The organism is Asaia krungthepensis NRIC 0535 (assembly GCF_025995175.1).
Classification (GTDB): Bacteria; Pseudomonadota; Alphaproteobacteria; order Acetobacterales; family Acetobacteraceae; genus Asaia; species Asaia krungthepensis.
The window spans coordinates 1-18,153 of record NZ_BAPV01000013.1 but is presented as its reverse complement, the minus strand read 5'-3'; the positions used below and the strand labels follow the sequence as shown (position 1 = coordinate 18,153).

At 61.8% G+C, this 18,153-nt stretch carries 23 protein-coding genes and 1 pseudogene; 6 read left to right on the top strand and 18 right to left on the bottom strand.

Annotated features, from left to right (window positions below):
• Nucleotides 1-2: 2 nt before the first annotated feature.
• The 9 genes from AA0535_RS08810 to AA0535_RS08770 form a co-directional block, all read right to left on the bottom strand.
• The gene (locus AA0535_RS08810; protein WP_264815614.1) at nucleotides 3-1,013 is read right to left on the bottom strand and encodes a phage tail tube protein; all 1,011 of its coding nucleotides are present in this window, start codon (nucleotides 1,011-1,013) and stop codon (nucleotides 3-5) included.
• Nucleotides 1,010-1,444 (bottom strand): hypothetical protein, encoded by a 435-nt coding sequence (locus AA0535_RS08805; protein WP_264815613.1) that lies wholly within the window; start codon nucleotides 1,442-1,444, stop codon nucleotides 1,010-1,012. Before AA0535_RS08805 ends, AA0535_RS08810 begins: the two co-directional genes overlap by 4 nt.
• Entirely contained in the window at nucleotides 1,444-1,767 is a 324-nt protein-coding gene (locus AA0535_RS08800; protein ID WP_264815612.1) for a hypothetical protein, read from the bottom strand. Before AA0535_RS08800 ends, AA0535_RS08805 begins: the two co-directional genes overlap by 1 nt.
• Entirely contained in the window at nucleotides 1,764-2,423 is a 660-nt protein-coding gene (locus tag AA0535_RS08795) for a hypothetical protein (RefSeq protein WP_264815611.1), read from the bottom strand. The genes AA0535_RS08800 and AA0535_RS08795 overlap by 4 nt, the downstream gene beginning before the upstream one ends.
• Nucleotides 2,424-2,435: 12 nt before the next feature.
• Nucleotides 2,436-3,641 (bottom strand): phage major capsid protein, encoded by a 1,206-nt coding sequence (locus tag AA0535_RS08790; RefSeq protein WP_264815610.1) that lies wholly within the window; start codon nucleotides 3,639-3,641, stop codon nucleotides 2,436-2,438.
• Nucleotides 3,642-3,718: 77 nt separating this feature from the next.
• Entirely contained in the window at nucleotides 3,719-4,348 is a 630-nt protein-coding gene (locus AA0535_RS08785; protein WP_264815609.1) for an HK97 family phage prohead protease, read from the bottom strand.
• Nucleotides 4,341-5,672, bottom strand: coding sequence for a phage portal protein (locus AA0535_RS08780; protein ID WP_264815608.1), 1,332 nt, complete (start codon nucleotides 5,670-5,672; stop codon nucleotides 4,341-4,343). Before AA0535_RS08780 ends, AA0535_RS08785 begins: the two co-directional genes overlap by 8 nt.
• Nucleotides 5,669-7,369: a terminase large subunit gene (locus AA0535_RS08775; protein WP_264815607.1), complete on the bottom strand. Its 1,701-nt coding sequence runs from the start codon at nucleotides 7,367-7,369 to the stop codon at nucleotides 5,669-5,671. The genes AA0535_RS08780 and AA0535_RS08775 overlap by 4 nt, the downstream gene beginning before the upstream one ends.
• Nucleotide 7,370: 1 nt before the next feature.
• The gene (locus tag AA0535_RS08770; protein ID WP_264815606.1) at nucleotides 7,371-7,721 is read right to left on the bottom strand and encodes a hypothetical protein; all 351 of its coding nucleotides are present in this window, start codon (nucleotides 7,719-7,721) and stop codon (nucleotides 7,371-7,373) included.
• Between the two features lie 313 nt (nucleotides 7,722-8,034).
• Between AA0535_RS08770 and AA0535_RS08765 the strand changes: the two genes are divergently transcribed.
• Nucleotides 8,035-9,276 (top strand): AI-2E family transporter, encoded by a 1,242-nt coding sequence (locus AA0535_RS08765; RefSeq protein WP_264815605.1) that lies wholly within the window; start codon nucleotides 8,035-8,037, stop codon nucleotides 9,274-9,276.
• Here AA0535_RS08765 and AA0535_RS08760 read toward each other — a convergent pair.
• From AA0535_RS08760 to AA0535_RS08725, 8 genes are all read right to left on the bottom strand, one after another.
• Nucleotides 9,273-9,593, bottom strand: coding sequence for an HNH endonuclease signature motif containing protein (locus AA0535_RS08760; protein WP_264815603.1), 321 nt, complete (start codon nucleotides 9,591-9,593; stop codon nucleotides 9,273-9,275). The genes AA0535_RS08765 and AA0535_RS08760 overlap by 4 nt on opposite strands.
• Before the next feature lie 74 nt (nucleotides 9,594-9,667).
• Entirely contained in the window at nucleotides 9,668-10,144 is a 477-nt protein-coding gene (locus tag AA0535_RS08755) for a DUF6362 family protein (RefSeq protein ID WP_264815602.1), read from the bottom strand.
• A complete protein-coding gene (locus AA0535_RS08750; RefSeq protein ID WP_264815601.1) occupies nucleotides 10,141-11,085 on the bottom strand; it encodes a hypothetical protein in 945 nt (314 codons plus the stop codon). The genes AA0535_RS08755 and AA0535_RS08750 overlap by 4 nt, the downstream gene beginning before the upstream one ends.
• Before the next feature lie 37 nt (nucleotides 11,086-11,122).
• Nucleotides 11,123-11,431: a hypothetical protein gene (locus AA0535_RS08745; RefSeq protein ID WP_264815600.1), complete on the bottom strand. Its 309-nt coding sequence runs from the start codon at nucleotides 11,429-11,431 to the stop codon at nucleotides 11,123-11,125.
• Nucleotides 11,428-12,960 (bottom strand): replicative DNA helicase, encoded by a 1,533-nt coding sequence (locus AA0535_RS08740; protein WP_264815599.1) that lies wholly within the window; start codon nucleotides 12,958-12,960, stop codon nucleotides 11,428-11,430. Before AA0535_RS08740 ends, AA0535_RS08745 begins: the two co-directional genes overlap by 4 nt.
• Nucleotides 12,953-13,147: a hypothetical protein gene (locus tag AA0535_RS08735; protein WP_264815598.1), complete on the bottom strand. Its 195-nt coding sequence runs from the start codon at nucleotides 13,145-13,147 to the stop codon at nucleotides 12,953-12,955. Before AA0535_RS08735 ends, AA0535_RS08740 begins: the two co-directional genes overlap by 8 nt.
• Nucleotides 13,147-13,740, bottom strand: coding sequence for a hypothetical protein (locus tag AA0535_RS08730; protein ID WP_264815597.1), 594 nt, complete (start codon nucleotides 13,738-13,740; stop codon nucleotides 13,147-13,149). Before AA0535_RS08730 ends, AA0535_RS08735 begins: the two co-directional genes overlap by 1 nt.
• Complete coding sequence (locus tag AA0535_RS08725; RefSeq protein WP_264815596.1) at nucleotides 13,737-14,207, bottom strand: hypothetical protein; 471 nt, start codon at nucleotides 14,205-14,207, stop codon at nucleotides 13,737-13,739. Before AA0535_RS08725 ends, AA0535_RS08730 begins: the two co-directional genes overlap by 4 nt.
• 402 nt (nucleotides 14,208-14,609) lie before the next feature.
• On the opposite strand from AA0535_RS08725, the gene AA0535_RS08720 reads away from it, so the two are divergent.
• From AA0535_RS08720 to AA0535_RS08705, 5 genes and pseudogenes are all read left to right on the top strand, one after another.
• Nucleotides 14,610-14,996 (top strand): helix-turn-helix domain-containing protein, encoded by a 387-nt coding sequence (locus tag AA0535_RS08720; RefSeq protein WP_264815595.1) that lies wholly within the window; start codon nucleotides 14,610-14,612, stop codon nucleotides 14,994-14,996.
• Between the two features lie 96 nt (nucleotides 14,997-15,092).
• Nucleotides 15,093-15,398 (top strand): hypothetical protein, encoded by a 306-nt coding sequence (locus AA0535_RS08715; protein WP_264815594.1) that lies wholly within the window; start codon nucleotides 15,093-15,095, stop codon nucleotides 15,396-15,398.
• Nucleotides 15,395-15,571: a hypothetical protein gene (locus AA0535_RS08710; RefSeq protein WP_264815593.1), complete on the top strand. Its 177-nt coding sequence runs from the start codon at nucleotides 15,395-15,397 to the stop codon at nucleotides 15,569-15,571. Before AA0535_RS08715 ends, AA0535_RS08710 begins: the two co-directional genes overlap by 4 nt.
• Nucleotides 15,568-15,714, top strand: a pseudogene (locus tag AA0535_RS15770) (helix-turn-helix domain-containing protein); the annotation flags it as partial. The gene AA0535_RS08710 and the pseudogene AA0535_RS15770, both read left to right, overlap by 4 nt.
• Nucleotides 15,715-15,743: 29 nt before the next feature.
• The gene (locus AA0535_RS08705) at nucleotides 15,744-16,739 is read left to right on the top strand and encodes a tyrosine-type recombinase/integrase (RefSeq protein ID WP_264815592.1); all 996 of its coding nucleotides are present in this window, start codon (nucleotides 15,744-15,746) and stop codon (nucleotides 16,737-16,739) included.
• A gap of 31 nt (nucleotides 16,740-16,770) precedes the next feature.
• On the opposite strand, the gene AA0535_RS08700 is transcribed toward AA0535_RS08705, so the two are convergent.
• Nucleotides 16,771-18,153 (bottom strand): Hint domain-containing protein (locus AA0535_RS08700; protein WP_264815591.1); only part of this gene is annotated, 1,383 nt, incomplete at its 5' end.

Sequence of the window (18,153 nt, the reverse complement as noted above, 5' to 3'; positions counted from 1 at the left end):
CCTCAGGGAGAAATTGTGTTGGAATTGTTCAGCACGGGCCAGTGATCGACGGTGATCAGATCAGCATCCGAAGGCGCGAGCCGGTGGATGTTCAGGGATGAGAGATCCCCGCTCGACGGAGCGGCCTCGAACTCGACCGTTGCCATGATGAGTTGCCGGCGCGAGCAGGCGTCGATTTTCGCGTCATAAAGTCGCGTTCTGGGCATCCGGAACGCATAGCCGTAGCCATCCGAGCCGATGATCGTGAACGACAGCGGACCCGGCTGCGCCTCGACCAGGGCCTCGAAAGCGTCATGGCCGCGCAGCACCAGATCGAGGCTTCCCGACGCAGCAAAGGAGCCGAGCCGCACATCCTGCGCGCAGGGCGATCGGGCGCCGTAATCGAGCGCCGCGTCTTCCCGGCCGCATTTCAGGGAAATGCGTCGCAGGATGCCGGGATCGATCTGCCCCGGCAGAGTGGCCGCCAGCTGCGCCTTGCAGGGATGCAAAGCCTCGCGGGACGAAAAAGGATGGTCGAGCGCAGCATCGTCGCCAGTCACGATCGCCTCGCGCGCATGGATTGTATCGAACGCGCAGCGGATGAAATCCCCCTGGGCGACCGTCAATTCCATGGCGCGCACGAAAACGCCCTGACGATAGAGCCAGCCACCGCCCAGGCGCTGGCGCAGCGTCCAGCTTGATCGCTCGGCCCCATTGGATACCGCACCATCGCGCCAGACACCGCAAAGGGCGGCAGCCATCAGGGCATCATGATTGCCAAATGAAAGCAGAGCCTCGAGGCTGCCGCTGCCGGCATAACTCGAGGCAACGCCTGCCGCCCGCTCGAGCAGCGGATGCGCCTCATCGAGATAGGTCCGGCTCTGCGTCAGTTTGAAATTGCCACCGGAGAGGCGGATCAGCTGGAAGTCGTCGGATGCGCGCTCGCCGTACCGGCTTTCACGGGCGATGCCGAAGGTCGACTCATCCCAGAGCAGCCCGGCTGCCCAGCCGGAGGTCACGCGCGCGTCGCTCATGAAGGGGGCTCGATCCTGTCCTGGAAGCGATAACGGACGATCAGGGCCATGCTGATCCAGTTGCCGGTTGTGTCCGGCTCAGGCGGATAGAGGCTCTGCCCGTCATAATAGAGCCCCTCGGGATAAGGCTGCGCACCTTCAAGATTGGCGCGGAAGGCGATGCTCATCGCCTTGCAAAGCTCAAGAGCTTCAGGGGTCGAGACTTCGCCGACCCGCGCGCATAACCGGAAAGCGATCTCGCCTTCTTCCTCATTGGCGTCTTCGCCCATGCCGAGCCGGTCGGAGTGGCTGGCAAGGGCTTCCATGCGCCAGTGAAGCGCCGGGCGTTCCGCTTCGGGCTGCAGAAGGACATCGACCAGGGTAATGCCCTGTTCTTCCGCCACTTTTTTTGCACGGTGATAGGCGTCATTCCAGACGGTATCGGACAACATCAGGAGCCTCCCGAGGCGATAAGGGTCCAGCCGGAGAGAACGGCTCGTTCGTAAACCGGCATGGCGTCAGTCAGGGTGTAATCTTTCGGCCCGTCGCGCAGGATGTCGCCTTTGCGCGGCACATAGCCTGTCCGGTTTGTTTCATCGGCGGTGATCTGCACAATGAGGGCCGCCTTGCCGACGCCCTCCGCCAGCTGCGAGGCCTGCGGGGGCGGGGCGTAGCCGGTCACGCTCAGGCTACCTTCAAGACGCGGGCGCGAGAGCACCATAAGTCGGCCGGCGCGCTGGATCTGACGCCTGCGCCGGTTGACACCCACACTCATGACAGACCCGCCTGCGCATAGCGGGCAAGGATGGCCGCCGCATCGGGCGGCAGGCCGCCGAGGCTGGCATCGGGCGTGGCCCAGCTGCTCGCCCCCACGCCTTGCTCGCTTTCGGACCGCAAGAGCGGGTCGCCGCGCTGGGCGGTAAAGAACAGGGCCCGGGCGGTCGAAAGCGTGGCGGCGCGGATATCGGCGGGCACGGTCGGGGCCAGAGGCTCGCCTCGGTCGTCTTTCATGCCCGGCAGGATCCAGCCGCCCCGATAGGTCACGCGGTAGCGCCCCGGCCACCACCACGCGCCTTGCAGCCGGGAGGGGTAGAGCAGACCGGACCAGTCGCCTGTCTCCCAGCCCTCGGGGCCGGGATCGAAGGTGAAACCGTCCTGGCTGACGGTCACGATCTCGACCACGGGCGAGGCGGTGAGAGCGAGCGAAAGCCTGCGCTCGCCATCCCCGACGCGCAGGGTCTGGCGATACAAACCCGCCAGAACTGGGCGGCCCAGCGTGGCCTGAACGAGCGCCGTGGCCTGGGCCAGATACTCGCTCAGGGCCGGGTCATTGTTCTGCCCGCCAAGCTCGCCCGCCAGCTGATCGCGCAGGGCATCGAGCGCGACCAGGGCGAGCCCTTCGGCGGGGCTTTCGAGGAGGGTGAGCGTCATGGTGCCCCCCGATCAGCTGCCGGTGGCAGGCGTGCCGAACGTGCCCTTGATCAGTGCCTGCGGGCGATAGACGGCGAGCGCCATGCGTTCCTCAGCCAGGATCGTGACCATGTTCTTGACGAGGTTGTCGCGGTCCTCGGTCGAGATTGTGACCGTCGCATCCTCACGATCAAAAATCTGCGCCGCATAGGCAAAAGCGCCGGTCAGGAAATTGCCCGCCTTCATGCTCAGGCTCTCCGCTACCGGCAGCCCCCAGAGCACCGGCCCGGCAAGCCCGGTCGGGTTGGCGAACACATAACGGCCCTGGGTGTCCTTGGTCATCTCAATGGATGTCCAGTCGGTCGGGTTCAGCACATGGCCCGTTGTGGGGAACTCGGCCAGCGTCGCCTGCAGCATGGCGAGACGCAGACGGTCGATCATGGTCTCACTCTTAACGGTCACGCCTGCAGGCTGGGTATAAGCCGTGGCCTGATTCATCAGCCCATTGAGGTTCTGATCTTTGCCGTCACCGTTGAGAAGCTGATCTTCCTCCTTGAAGGCCAGACCGTAGCGCAGCCGGCCATCCACATAACTGGCCAGCATGGGCGCATCGGCCAGGATCTGCTTTGAGGCCATCACGAAATGCGCAATGGTTTTGACGGTCATGGTCTGAAGATCGAATTTGATCTCGGATTGCGGCTTGTTGGCGCTCGGGTTCTCGGCCACCGGGGCGGCGCTGTTGATGAACAGCGTTTCGCGCACATAGTCGATTGCGCCCGATTGCGTGGTGCCGGGCATGAGCAGGTTGCGGATGGTCATGCGGCGATCCGGCGTAACCTGAACGATGCCCGGCCGGCGGTCGGCCACGACAAGCCCGGTCGTCCCGGAATTGCCGGTCGAACTGGATGAGGTAATGGCACGCATTTCGACTGAGATATGCCCCTTGAAACGCTCGCCTGCTCCGATCGCGGCTTTGACCTCGTCAGTCTCGATGAAACGCTGACCGAGCGAGCGCGTCTCGCGTGCGCCTGCCTGGCCTGCACGGGCGGCCTTCTGCTCGATATCGGCGAGGCGGGTAGAAAGCCCGTTCATCTCGGCCAGGGCCTTGTCTGCGCTGGCCTTGGTTTCTTCCGTGACCTTGCCGAGGTTGCGCAGTTCCGTTGTCGAGGCTTCAGCAAAACGCTTGACCTCATCGGTCGCGGCCTTGAGATCGCGGGCGGCCTGTTCGTAATCTGACATGGGATTTTCCTCATGAAAAAGGGCGCTCAAAGCGCCCTGTTCTGTGTTCTGGATGGGTGAAAACGGGCGGGAGGCGATCAGCCCGATCGGCTAGCCCCGCGCGGGTCGGGCAGGCTGAAGCCCGAGCGGAGGGCCTCGACCAGTTCCCGATCGGCCCCGCGCAATTCGGGCACCTGAACCGGAAGCAGTGAAGCCACCGGATAAGACCGCTTGCGCATTTCGATCACGCGGGCGAGGGCGTTTGACGGGTCATCGACAAGGCTGACCTCGTGCAGGTTCACGGCCTTGATCTGGCGGCGCGGTCCGCCTGGATCGGTGCCGAAGGTTGCACCGTTCTTGCGCACGGAAAACCCGATCGAGAGGCCGCCAAGGGCCCCGTCTTTCACAAGGCCGTAGAGCCTGCGCCCGTAATCGGTATCCATGCCGGACAGACGCCCGCGCAGATGCAGGCCGTGCGCGTCTTCGCTGGCATCCTCCCAGACGCCTACGGGCAGACCGTCACCCCCAAGGATGCCGTGCATGACGTGCATCGGAATGTTGCGGCCCTGCGCCTTGCGCTCGGCCAGCGTCTCGGCAAAGGCACCGGGCAGGACGATATCGCCGTGCGCGTCCTGATGGCCGAACACGCTGCCATAGCCCTCGAAGCTGCCCTCTTTCGCGTCGGGCGCAAACTTCCACTCGAAAGCGGCGGCCAGATACTCACTCATTGTCGTCTCCTGTCAGGTCTTTGCGGGTGCCTGGCGCTGGATCGTTGCCGGGCGGCCCCTGGCCACCCGAGCCAAGCCCGGTCAGGGTGCGGGGCTTGCCGATATCGGTGAGCGGGATCATCTGGGCCTGCACCATGAGCACATCGCCGCCCGGCATGGGGGCGAGGTTGTCATTCGCTCGGGCCTCGTTGACGGTCATCCAGCCCGAGCGCAACGCGGTTTGCATGTAGCCCGCCCGCGCCGTGCTATCGCCGCGCAACAGCGCATCGACATTGAACCGGGCGAAATACCGGTCCCGCTCCACAGGCGAGAGCAGGCAGCGCGCAACGGCCTGCTCGATGCGCTGCAGCCAGGGCATGAGGCCGTATTGCAGGAACCAGAGATTCATCTGTTCCAGCCCTGTGCCCCAGGCCGTGGATTTCTCCATGGCCCCGATCATGACCGGCTGTACGCCGAACCACCGGCAAAGCGTGGCGACGCCCAGCTGACGGGTTTGCAGCAGCTGCAGATCCTCGGCCCTGAGCCCGATGCTCTCGACCTTCCACCCGCCCTCGAGCAGGGGCGTCTTGCCCGCGTTGATCGCCCCCGAATACTCGCCGAGGATCGCCTTGGCCTGTTCCTTCTGCGGTGCGCTCAGATAGGTCGGGGCCGAGATATAGGTCTGTGAGAGCAAACCGTTGCGGAACATGCGCCCCGCCGTTTCCTCGGCGGCCAGCGCGGCCCCGATGGATTGCCGCCCCGCCGTGATGGGCGAAATGCCCATGAGCCCGTCGAAACAGAAACCCTTGATGTGGAAGATATCGCCTTCATCGAGCGCCAGCGTCTTGCCCTGGTAGCTGTAGCGATAGACCAACGCCCCGGAATTGGGATCGCGCTGCACGGTCATGCGGTCGGGGCGCAGCGGATTGAGCGCCAGGATCTGCCCGTCACCGCGCCGCATGATCTGCGCGAAGCCATTGCCCCAGGCGAGGCAGCACGCCGCCATGCAGGACCAGAACTCGATGGGCGTCATATCGGCATTCGGCGCGCGGGCGAGCACGCGATAAAGCGGGTGATCGCGTGCCAGGGAGGATTGCCCGTCGCCCTGGCGCTCATGCAGCTTGAGCGGCATGGAGCCTATGGTTTCTGACAGGAGCCGGATACAGGCCCAGACGGTATCGAGCTGAAGCGCGGTATCGACCGAGACGCTCTGGCCCGCAATGCTCGGCCCGCCTGCCATGAAAGCGCCAAGGCGCAGATCGGTCAGCGACACGCCCGTGACGGACTGGAAAACCGCACTTGCGGCCTTCCAGGCCATGCCGCGCAGTCTTGTGGCGATACTCATACGGCAATGATCCCGGTCGAGAGAAAATCATCCATCCGGCCGCCACCGGGCGGCTCGGGGTTACGGCTCATCAGCGTCACCGCATTGAGCAGCGCCATCAGCGGGTCGATCTTGAGATAACCCGCCGCCTGTTTGGTGATGATGATGGCATTGCCTCTGGGCTCCACCTTCGCGTTCGAGACGGCCCAGCCCATGATCGGCCGTGCCCCGTGGCAGAGCGTGCCATCTGCCAGCTTGCGTTCGGCGGTCTTGATGGCACCCGAGAGCGTCCAGCCCTGCGAGATACCCACCACGCGCTCATGGGCGATTCCGATCTGGGCCAGTGCATCGACAATGGCCCCGACGCCCATTGGGTCGAGCCCCACGATCGCGAGCTTGTTGCTCTGGTCGATCGTGCCGAGTACGGCCACCAGCTGGTCGATATCGGTGCCGGGCTCGGCCGTGATGACCAGATCGCCCTGTGTCTCGAAGTCACGCAGCTGGCTGGCCTCGCGCTTACGAAGCGCCAGCACGCCCTCGAACACCCAGCTTTTCTGCCAGTGCAGCCACTGGCCCGTGATGGTGTCTCGGCCGAGAACTGCGAGCGACAGCAGATCGTCGAGGCCGCCGCCGTCGATGCCCGCCACGATCACTTCGCAGCGTTCGATCAGGGCATCGAGGGTCAGCGTGTCGTCGCCTGCGCCCTGCCAGTAATCGGCTCCCACCCAGCGATCGGAGCGCAGGGCGAGGCCGATCTCGACATTGAGATGCTGCGAGGCCCAGCTGGCCAGTTCGCCCACGCCTTTCTCGCGGGCGTCGTCATATTCGCGCTTGAGGCGGTCCAGCGTGATCGACCGGCCGAGATTGGGGAGGACCATCGGCCAGTAGGCGGGATCTTCCCAGGGCGCGGCTTCGCCGGGCAGTTTCGAGGGCTGCTGGATATCGGGCGGCAATTCGTACAGGACCGGCAGAACCGGCTGGAAGCGTTTGCCGTCGCGGATCTCGCGGGCACGGATCAGATCCTGCGCGAACACACCCCGGGGCGGGCCGTCGCTCTGTGTGGTGATGATGGCCAGGAACGCCTCGGGCTGGGAGATCATGCCACCGCGTATCTGGCGCATGACGCTGCCCGCATCGTTGCGCATGGCAATGACGTGCTGCTCGTCCACCAGCACGCCTGCGGGCTTCACGCCGGTCATGACGTCCGGGCTGAACGCCTTGACCTGCAGGGTTGCGCCTGTCGCATGAAATCTGAGGCGCTTGAGATGCTGCTGCACCTGAAAGCAGCGCATCAGCGTGCGGTCGTTCTGCACCATGCCCAGCGCCTGGCTGAAGGCGAGATCAGCGATTTCCTTGGTGGGCGCGACGATCAGGAACTCGGCATTCGGGCGTTCATTGACGATCACGGCCGTCAGCATCAGGCCCGCGCCGTTCGTGGTCTTGCTGTTCTTCTTCGGCACCAGGAGGAAAAGCTCCTGGATGGCGCGCACGCCCGTTTCGGGATCGAGCGCGCCGAACAGGGCCGAGACGATTTCGCGGAACCAGTCGCCGCAGGCTTGCGCCATGGCAGGCGTGCCGGGCACGTCAGGAATGCGCAGCCGGTCGAAGCAGCGCACGGCCCGCGCAGCCAGTTCGGGATTGACGGGATTCAGATCCGGCAGGAGGGACCGGCCGGCGCGCAAACGCGCCTCCCAGTCCTTCCGGCTCAGATCCAGCATGTCAGTTCCTTCTGTTCATCGGGGGCAGATCGTCGCCCCAGCCGCTATCGAGGCCGGGCAGGGCGGGCTGATCCTCGCGCGGGGCCGCGAGGCGGGCATGGGCGTAGGGGAGCGCGGCCTTGGCGGCGTCAGCGCGTATGGCGGCAGCCAGACCGCGATTGCGGTAAATATGCGTGAGGAAGGCCAGCGGCGAGCAGGATGCCAGATCCTGCGGGCTCATGCCGCTCAGGGCATCGAGGCCGGGCGCAAGCGCCGAAGGGTCGACCACGAGCGGGCCGTTCCAGTCCACCTGCTTCCTGTTCCGGCTGCCCTTTTTGCGTCCGGCGCCAGGACGTGCGCCACCGTGGGCCATTTCTGCTCCCTTTCCTTGATAACTTGATTTCCTTGATAGACCCGAAAATCTGCCGCTGGGCCCTGTGCGGTTGCGGGGGTAGGATCCAGCCGGACTTTCGACCCGCCCCCTCGAGGGTCATGGGTCGGGGTTTGGGGGGGGCGAGAAAGGTAGATCGACCTTTGAGCGAGATACCTGGGCCCGAATCTGCTTCTTTACTGCAATCGATTTCGCGTCTGTTCCGTTCTGTCGGTACCATGGTGGAATCAAATCGCAGCATGACCAGCTCCGAGCGACTTCCACCGATCTCACAGTGAACGGAACGAACAAACATATGGCCTCTCCACTGATCTCCGAACGCCATCCCTGGGTCAGATACGTCGCTCTCATCGGTATGGGGGTAGCGATCTACGCAGGGGCGATCTGGATTTCGTTCCCACTTATCGTCGCTTTGGCATGGGGAGCAGTCATCGCCATTGCTGTGCGGCCGATACAGCGCAAACTCGGACAGTTTATCGGTGCGAAGATGGCGGCCATCAGCCTTATCGGGCTGACCTGCGTGCTCTTCACGATCATGGCTGGCATAGCGGGTTATGGCGCAGTGACCGAAATCGGATCGCTGTCGGAAAAAGCCCAACATCTCATCGCTCCTCACCAGACATCGGCCCCGGCGAACGGTCCTGACGCAGCCACGCAAGATCATGCCGCACCGCCGCAGAACGACGGAAGTGCGGGAAAGCCTGACCCAACAGATCATAATGGGGAAGAAGCAGGCTCAAGCTCAGGTGACAGTTCAACGCCAGCCCTGCCGCCTGCCGTCTCAACCCGGATCGACAAGGTCAAAAGCGTTCTTCCAGCGAGCATTGCGAACAAGATCGATCCGCAGCAGATCATGAAGATGGCCAAGGCCCAGGCTAAGTCGGTCTCCAAGATCGCTGGGCTCGCGGCTTTCAAGATCCTCAAAAGCATCCCGCATCTCCTGGAAGCCTTCTTCATTGCCATGCTGACCGCAGCATGCTGCCTTCTTTCCTACGGGCGGATTACATCATCTCTGCGCAGGGTCAGCATGGAACTCACCCAGCGTGACGACATCCTTCTGCACATCGTTCGAAGCGTACGCGGCGCCGTCAACGGGCTGGTTCTCGTCGGTATCGGTGAGGCTCTTGTCTGCTCGCCTCTGATCTTCGTTGCCGATGCCAGCCATGCCGTCATCCTGACGATCCTCCTGGCGATTGCCGCATCGATTCCCTTCTGCGGCTATCCGGCGGCTATCCTCATCGGCGGTATCGTCGCGGCATCAGGGTCGATGAATATGGGCATTGCCGTTGCTGGGTGGGGGCTCTTCGTTCTGTTCTGCGGTGAGCATTTTGCCCGTCCGAAGTTCATCTCCGATGAGACCCGCCTGCCGTTCCTGCACACGATGGTCGCTATCCTGGGGGGCCTGCACATGCTTGGCCTGGTAGGCCTCTTCATTGGGCCAGCCATTGTGGCTGCAGCTCACATGCTGTGGTGCGAACTCGACGGATCGCGCCGGGGCCCGAAGAACTCGAAACAGGCTGCCCGACCCGTTTCTTAAACCGTCTCACGGGTGCGCGCGGCCCGAACGCGGGCGGTCTTGGTGCTGTGGCAGGAGCCGCAGAGCAGCCGGACATTGCCCGGATCGAGCAGCGCGCCGCCGTCTTTCAGTTCATGGATATGATCGCCAAAGATCCGGCAGCCGGTATGGCCGCAGGCCTCGCAGCGGCGGCCACGTTGGGCCAGAAGGCGGGACATCAGGCCACGCCATTCGGGCGAGAGATAGATGGTTTTTGCCTGCTTCGGCAGCGCCGTTGCAATACCGGTTTTGATGCTACGAACTGCTGGCAGGACGCACTGCAATCCGCGGACCGCCATGGATCGTCACTCCAGAAATCAGGCACAAAAAAAGACGCCTGCCCGAATGGGTAATCGTCTCGCGATCTTGGGTCTCAAATATCTGCAAATTGGGGAATGTGGGTAGTAAAAAATGCAGACGGCTTGATTTTTTTTGCGATGACTACACAGGCGCGCTGGTGCCAGGCTTGTGCAGTCTTGTGGTCAATGCCGAGTTTAGGCCCGATCTTCCGCCATTCCCACTTATGCCGCCCCGAGATCCGGTGAACGATCAGGCGCATATTGACCACTGTTCGAAGCTTGCGATCCTCGACCAGCGGTATCCACGTCAGCACGATATCCAGTCGCTCGATCTGATCGGCAGTCGGCCTCGGCAGGAATTCATCGCTCTCACGATCCCAGCCGAGATCTTCCAGATCGCGCAGATAGTCCGGCCATGTGCTACCGGCACCGGCAGGGCGAAGCCCGGTTGAGGGAAGAGCTGCCAACGTAAGGGCCGCCTCGTCCAGCCATTCGCCTACCTGCTCCGGCAGGCTGCGCTCAAGGTCGAAACCAACGGACATCTTGCTCATGCCGCCAGCCTCGCGCGTTCGAGGTAGTCGGCACGGTTCGGAATCGGCTCATTGACTGCACCCGCAATGCCGGACGCCACACGCTCGCGCCATGCATCCATGTCCCGTTTCCAGGCGCGATCGGCTTCGATCTCGGCTTCGCTCAGTGGCGCTTCGGGCACGTCGCGATTTGCAATGGCGGTGCCGATCGCTTTACCGAAATAGCCCAGATGGCTGATCGAAGCGCCCTTGCTGCGCTGACGTTCCGCCACGGTTTTCACCACGCCAAGGATCAGCCGTTCGGTTTCCTCGATGCTCAACCCGTCATGCAGGGCATCGGCCAACCATTGGCGCACGATGCGGTAATTACCCATGTCGCGCGCCGGGTCGAACCCGGCCGCTTCGAACGCCATGGGGCCGATGCGCTGATAGGCCGTGTCAATCTGCGCGTCACTCACCTGCGCCCCAAGCTTAGCTTTATCTTCAGAGCTTATATTACAAGCTAAGCTAAGCTTATCGCGCACGTAGGAGCCTTGGGTTTTGTGCTGGGTTTCGCAAGACACGGTTTTTCCTCCTGAGATCGGCATCATGGCGGTACGTTGGCGCGGATCGTGCTGCGGCGATGGATTGACGTTTTTCGCCGGTCTTCCGCCCTTTTTGCCGTTCAGTCGCGAGGCAATGGCGCGTCGCGTCGGCTGCAGCGTTTCAGGCAATCCGACCAGCCCGCTTGCCTCGTCATAGGTTATCAGCCGGGTTTTCGCGTAGGTTTCCATGTAGGTTTCGAGCTGGGTTTCCGTCACATGAAACCGGAAGCGCGCGAGTGTCGCGAGATCGGGCGCGCCGTCCTTGCCCGCATGCAGAATGCCATCCGTGCCGTATTCCAGAATGGCCGCGATCAGGCGCACCCACACCACCACCGCCTCGGCGGCCAGCGTGAACAGGCGCAGGTCACTGGCGACCATGGCGAGCGCCCGTCTCTCGATCGAAGATTTCGACATCTCAATAGGCTTTCAGACGATACCCGTCCGCGACGGGCTCGATAATGTCTCGATTGACCAGATGCGACACAGCGCCGATCACTTCATCCGGGTCGGCCGCCAGCAGGCGGGCAAGGTCAGGCACGGTCAGCGCCTGGCCGCGTACAGGCGCACGCAATTCGGTGACGACATCGGCGATATCGGCCAGATGCAGCCACATGCCGCGTGCGGCGAGCGGCAGCACGGACCAGCGCGGGTCGGCCATGATGGCGCGGGCGTGGATGCCGTAGCGTCGGCGCGAGGCAGGGCGAGGCGAAGCGGGGCGCGTCATGCTGCACCGTCCCGACAAACCCAGGCGGGGCTGCGCGGATCTTCGCACTCATCGCGAAACCATGTGCTGTCATCATCGAAGCGCATACGCACCGACCCGGTCCCGCCATGGCGGTTCTTGCGGATCAGGATCTGCGCCTTACCGACCGACTCTTGCAGGCGGAACTGGAATTCCGAGCAGCGATTAGCGAACTGCTCGTTGGTTTCCTTATCGCGCTTCTGTAGCCCGTCGCCGCTGGCTTCTTTCCTGAGATAATAGTGATCGCGATACAGGAACGCGACGAGATCGGCGTCCTGCTCCAGCCCGCCGCTATCGCGCAGATCGGCCTCGGTCGGGCGCTTGTCCTCGCGCTTCTCAACCTCGCGGTTGAGCTGGGCGAGCGCGATGATGGGAATGCCGAGTTCCTTGGCGAGGGATTTGAGCCCGGCGCTGATTTCGGTCATTTCCTCATACCGTCCGCGCCGCCGCGCGGCATCGCTGCCGTGCATCAGCCCGACATAATCGAGCACGATAAGGCCAAGCCCGCGCTTGCTGCGCTTCATGCGGCGCGCACGCGAACGCAGCCCGGCCACGGTCAGGCCGGAGCGCACATCCAGCTCGAGCGGCACGGCCTCGGCGGCTTTTTCTCCCGCCTGTAGATCCTGCCACTGCCACCCCTCGAGCGGGACACGCAGCCCCGTCTCGATATCTTCGGGGATATCGTAACGACGCCCTGCAAAGACGGAGAGCGTGGAAAGCCCGGCATAGGCGGCCCCGGCACGCGCGCCGATCTGACGCGCCGCCATCTCGCCCGACCAGAACAACACGCGCTCACCGCTTGCGCCAACACGCATGGCCACACCCAGAGCGAAAGCGGTCTTGCCCATGGCCGGGCGGGCGCCGATCACATACAGCCCTTCGCCCAGCAGGCCACCCGTCATCCGGTCCATGGCAGGATAGCCCCATGACAGCCCGGCCAGTGCCGAGCCGCGCAGCAGGTTCTCCTGCCCGCAGGCAATCGCCTCGCGGATCGCTTCGGAGATCGTCACGTTCGGCAGGCTCTCGCGCATGTTCTGGGCGATCTCGAGCAGCCCGGCTTCCATCTGCTCGACGAGATCCTCGCCCGTCTGGCCACCAGGGGTCAGGCAAAGCCGGGCGACATCGATGCAATGGCTACGCAGCTGGCGGCGCGTCCAAGCGTCGAAGATGGCGCGCCCGTAATCGCCGGCATTGAGAATGCCGACCGTCGCCATCATGATCTGACCGAGATATCCCGCTACGTCGCGCCCCATGAGCACTTCGGAATCACCGATCTGGTTACGGATCAGGATCACGTTCGGATCGACACCTGCCATGTGCATGCGGAGCGCGGCAGCGTAAATCACGCCATTGAGCGGCTCGTAGAAATGCTCGGGACGCAGATATTCCTCGACCATGGGCAGCGCGCGGCGACCGTTGGTCAGGATGGCGCCCAGTAGCGCTGCCTCCGCCTGCATGTTTTCAGGCTCATTGACCGAAGTCAGATACCCGAGCGGTTGAACGTCACCCATGACGTATCTCCAGGATCTGTCGGCTTTGGGGGCGTGGCGCGGTCAGGCCCAGCGCCTTGAGCAGGCCGCGCGTACTGCGTTCGGAAATGCCGAGGCGCGTAGCAATCAACCGCGCCGGGAAGCCCCTGCGGTGATAGCCCTGCACGGCAGGCGCGAGGCGGGTGCGATCGAGTGCAGGACGAGCCATCAGCCTTGCCCCCTATGCGTTTCACAGCGGCGGATGAATGGCGAGTTCACCGAGAAGGCCGCGCCGCAATAAAGGCACTTACGATGCCAGACGCCTGTGACATGCGCGGTGCTGGCTGAAGTCGGGACAGGCGGCGCATCGCTCTCAGCCAAGCCACGATCGGCCCCGAAACAAGCGAGTACGGCACGCACATGACGCAACGGGATTTCATTCCAGGACTTCACGCTGTCAGGCGCGACCTTGAGCGTCTCACCCAAGACTCTCTTGCCGCCACGCCGGGCGCGTATCTTGCGCACGATATCGCGCGCCTGGCGGCATTCGGCGGGTGTCACGACAGGTGACATCGCCCGAATTGCACGCTCCAGCCTGCCGCTTTCATAGGCTCGCAGGAAAGAACGCACATGGTTCGACGGCACATGATGCCATTTGACCACCGTACCAGGCTGGCGACCGATCAGCCCGGCGAGGGCAATCCGTGCAATACGGGTTCGGCAAAGCCTGTTGAACACGGCATTGGCGTGAGCCTGCTCGCTCGAACTGGCCGATTTGCCGCGCAAGCCGATGCTACGGGCGGAGACAAGAGCGGCGCTCATGACACACCCCGCAGTGCTGCAACGGGTTCTTCCATCGCCTTTTCCGTAGCACGCAGGTTATGCAGGGCATGCCCTACGGCACGGTGCAGGCTTGAAAGCGTGGCCCGCATGGCCGTGACTTCATGCGTCTCGACAACACCATCCGCCAGCACGCGAAGCGTCGTGGCAATCGTCTCATTGAAGCTGTGCGATACCTTCTCGATATCGGTAGCAAGATCGCCCTCGCCCACCTTGAGCGGCGTGAGGATATACCCCTCAGCCAGCGCCATGGCGGCCAGAACGATCGGCTCCTGCGCACAGCGATCCATCTCGAGCGCGACATCGACCGGCACGACCGATTGCGAATGGCGGTTTTGGTAGTCTGAAAGCTGCGACCGCCCGACGCGGACGAAACTCGCCGCTGCATCGACACCGCCCACAGCGCGAATGACAGCCTGCGTGGCCGTCTTGATAGCATGCGTGGTCATGGCAGGGCCCTCGATCCGACGGAACCCGGCGAGGAGTAAGGCGACCTTGCCCGGACACCCTTCGGATGACGGCGCGACATGCAGCCGATAGCCTGCAAAGCATGATGGATTCTCATGCTGCATTCCTTTGTGCGACAGAATTGAAGAGATCAGGCCGGAGTGTCTCGGGGGGAACGCCCGAGAGATCTGAGACCTTCTCAAGGTGCTTTCGCGGGATACGCTTCCATTGGGAGACAGCAGCCGTGCTCAGACCACATGCGCGCGCGATCCGGGCGTTCATGCCGCGGTATCGCATCATCTCGATAAGGACCTCGTCTTTCATATTGTTCTGTTAGCATTGCTAATTAACCATCACAATAAGATTAAGAGTGCGCCCCTAAGGAAGCTGGTCGACGATCAGGTATGAGCAGACCACAGCAAACCACCAAGCGACTAATTGATCCCAAGCGGGTCGCCATTGGCTCGCGTATAAGAACAAAAAGAGAACTTTTGGGCTTCACAACCGAAGAATTAGGCGCGATGATTGGCGTAACCGGGAATGCGGTGACGCAGTACGAGACTGGAAGAGCCGCCCCAAAACCTCAACGATTTGAGGCGATTGCTTTGGCTCTAGGCACATCAACCACTTGGTTACTCACAGGACATGAGCCTGATGAGTTGGCTCGTGCGCAGACGCGGCTTGAATTGGAGACTCTCGCTGCAATTCGTGAGCTGTCTTACGAGCGTCAGGAGATGGCGATCAACTTAATAAGAGCTCTCGGCCAAAAAATCTCGCCGAAGTCAGAATGATTTAATAAAAATCTTAGCAATGCTAATTTTCATCTAGCAGTATTATTCTTAGTGATGCTAAGAGACCATCGTTCGTCCACGATGGAGCGCAAGTCGATGTCAGCATCGCCGGTTCAGACCGTTTTTCTCCCCGACAGACCAACCACACCACCGCTCACCGGGCGTGATACCATCAAGGCCAAGCAGGCCATGGCATCCTATATGGATAGCCTGGCCGAACAGGCAGGCTTTGCCGGGCGCACCGAGGCAGAGCACCTGTGGCAGAACGCAGCAGCCAATAAGCGCCACGAGGCCGAGCAGATGGAACGAGCCGCCCAAGGGCGCAGCATCATTCCTGACGCCCCTAATGCCAATCCTGTTCTAGCCCTACTGGCCCGTCACGGGCGTCTGGGACGGTCATGATCAAAATGCTCTGGAGCGCGATCGCGCGAAATCCGATCGCGGCATGCCTGATCCTGTATCTTCTGCACCAAATCGTAAGTTCTGCCGGCATCTGGCTGCGCTGCCGCGATCTGGAGACGCAACTTAGGACGCTCGATGCCCTGAAGACTCCCGACTTTGAGGAGGACTCATGACCCACATACGCAAGACGGCGGCAGAGGTAGCGACCGAGCTGCGCGTATCGCCGCGCCTCATCCAGAAGCTTTGCGCCACGGGCGCCCTGCGCGCCGCCAAGATCGGTTCTGTCTGGCGCATAACGACGTCAGCGATTGACGATTATCTCGATCAGGAGGCCAGCAGGCCGTCGTGTCCAGCAATCTCTACCAGGCCGCAAACGGCACCTATTACGCTCGGATCCAGATCAGGGGGCGCGACATCCGCCGATCGCTACGCACGACTGATCGGCGTACAGCCCGGCAGCGCCTCAAAGAGCTGCTCGAAAAGGCGGAAGACCAGCGCGCCGGCATAAAACCTCCTGAGGTCAGGAACTGGGAAGACGCCGTGGTGCGGTGGGAGGAGCTGCAATTTGCCGATCTGCGCCCCAGCACCCAGACGCGATACCGCACGAGCCTGCGGCAGCTCCACCCCTATTTCGCGGGGCGGAATATCAGCCTGATTACCTCCCGCGATGTGCATGAGTTTGTGGCGGCCAGACGACGCACCAAGACCTCCGGTGCCACCATACGCCGCGACCTGATGGTGATGGGCCGCATCATGCGTGTGGCACGTCGCGCTGGCTGGATTACCGCCAATCCGGTGCCGGACGAGATGGAGGAGATCAAGGAGCGCCGCGAACCCATTCGGCCCGTGGCTTTGCGCGACCTCGCACACCTGACCCGCCGCGCCCCACCCGGCATGCGCGACATGATCCGCTTTCTGGCGCGAACCGGCTGCCGGCAGGAAGAGGCCGCCTCGCTCTCCTGGGAGCAACTGGACCTTAAAGCCCCCTGCCCCACCGTGACCTTTGCCAGAACGAAGACAAGATCGCCCCGCGTGGTCAGGCTCTCGACCAGGCAGGCCAGAGAGCTGCAACGCAGCCGCCCGGAAAACGCGAGCGGCTACGTCTTCCGCAACCCGTCAGGACAGCGCTACACCAACGTCCCAGGCCGCTTCCGCGTGCTACTAGCCAGCGCCATACCGGACAAAGCCCGCCACTTCCGCTGCCACGACCTGAGACACACCTACGCCATCCGCGCCCTGCAACAAGGCGCCTCGATCTATGATGTGTCCCAGCAACTCGGTCACAGCTCGGTCAAAACCACCGAGATCTACGCCGCCTGGTTGTCACGTCGGATTAGATGAGCGCGCCTGGGTCAGATAAGACGCGCGCAATTCAATGTAGAGAGTGTTCGCGTCTGAGTTCCACGAGGCGTTCGCAGTCATCCAACACCTCGATTGCAATCACTGCCTCTCTCATTGGCTCGGTGCGGTGGAGCTTGAGATAAGCTTCACCCACCGTCCATCGACACATATCGGTCTCATACGGTGACCACCCGTGTACATATTTATTTTCAAGATGGCTTGTCTGACTCGATGAGGAAGAAGCCTCATACATAGTAATATTACCAATCAATAAGCCGAGCTTACGGCGATCTTCGATATGAACACCAATCATGTCGTATGGCCGTGCTACGCGTGAAACAAGCTTCAGAGTGTCGATATTAGATGGGACCCTGAAAGATGTCGTGCGGCCATTTGTACTGCGTTTCATAAGCTCCTGACCATCTGAGGTGAAAACCTCGAACGCGAGGGGCCCAAATTCGGTGTGCGTAGTCGATTTCGTGTCCAACTCATATTTATTGCGTATCCACATGATCTCTTTCGGATCGGTACAGAGAGTCATTTGTCGCGCCGGAGCCATATCCGGAAAATACTCGTTATGCGTGTCGATCATATTCTTGAAAACGCTGTGAGCGGATTTACTGACCAAGCTTTCTACCGGCAGTCCATTGGCATCAATCACGTGATGATCGTGTAAATCTATATGATAATACTCATAGGATTTGATCGACATATCAAATAATATCTTCTTGCCGTCCACAAGACTTCTGGCCATCACTATTTTGCCGTCAAGTTGGATCGCATGATCACCTGTCACCCAAAGATCCGCAAAAGGCTTGTTGTCACCTAACGCATCCTTTCTGATCACTACGGGATATCCCGCCATATCAGGAAATTCATTACTGGACACCCGACAAAACCCGACAGAAAGGGCTTTGATTGCACGCCACTCTAACGTGCTCCCATTAAGAACGCCTATTCTGTCCTCAACGCACAGCGTCTCTACAGCATGATACCCCTTTTCCGTCAGTATCATTGCTCCAGCCAAGAAGCAGGGCATATTAGCGTGTGCGTTCGGGTCATATGGCCCAGGCGACGTCACACCACCCGCAATACGCTCGTAGGAAGCGCTCTCATTCCCAGCAAGATTCTCCAGCCGAAGCGATGTGCTGCCTCCGCCGAAAGATGGAAACGGCATTGTTCCAGGAACTGCGCCATTCTGGTTCGACCACCGTACCTGGGAAGGATCTCCGATCTTGTCATTACTAACAAGGATATAACCCCCACTCATACTATAAGAAATAAACCCGTTTTCGGTCTGGTATACGCCGGTCGTGGTGTTCTGCGCGCTCAAAACCACTTTTCCGTTGGCATCAGTGTATTTCCACGTTTTGCCGTCATACGACGCCGTAAGCGGACCGATTGCCGCATTATC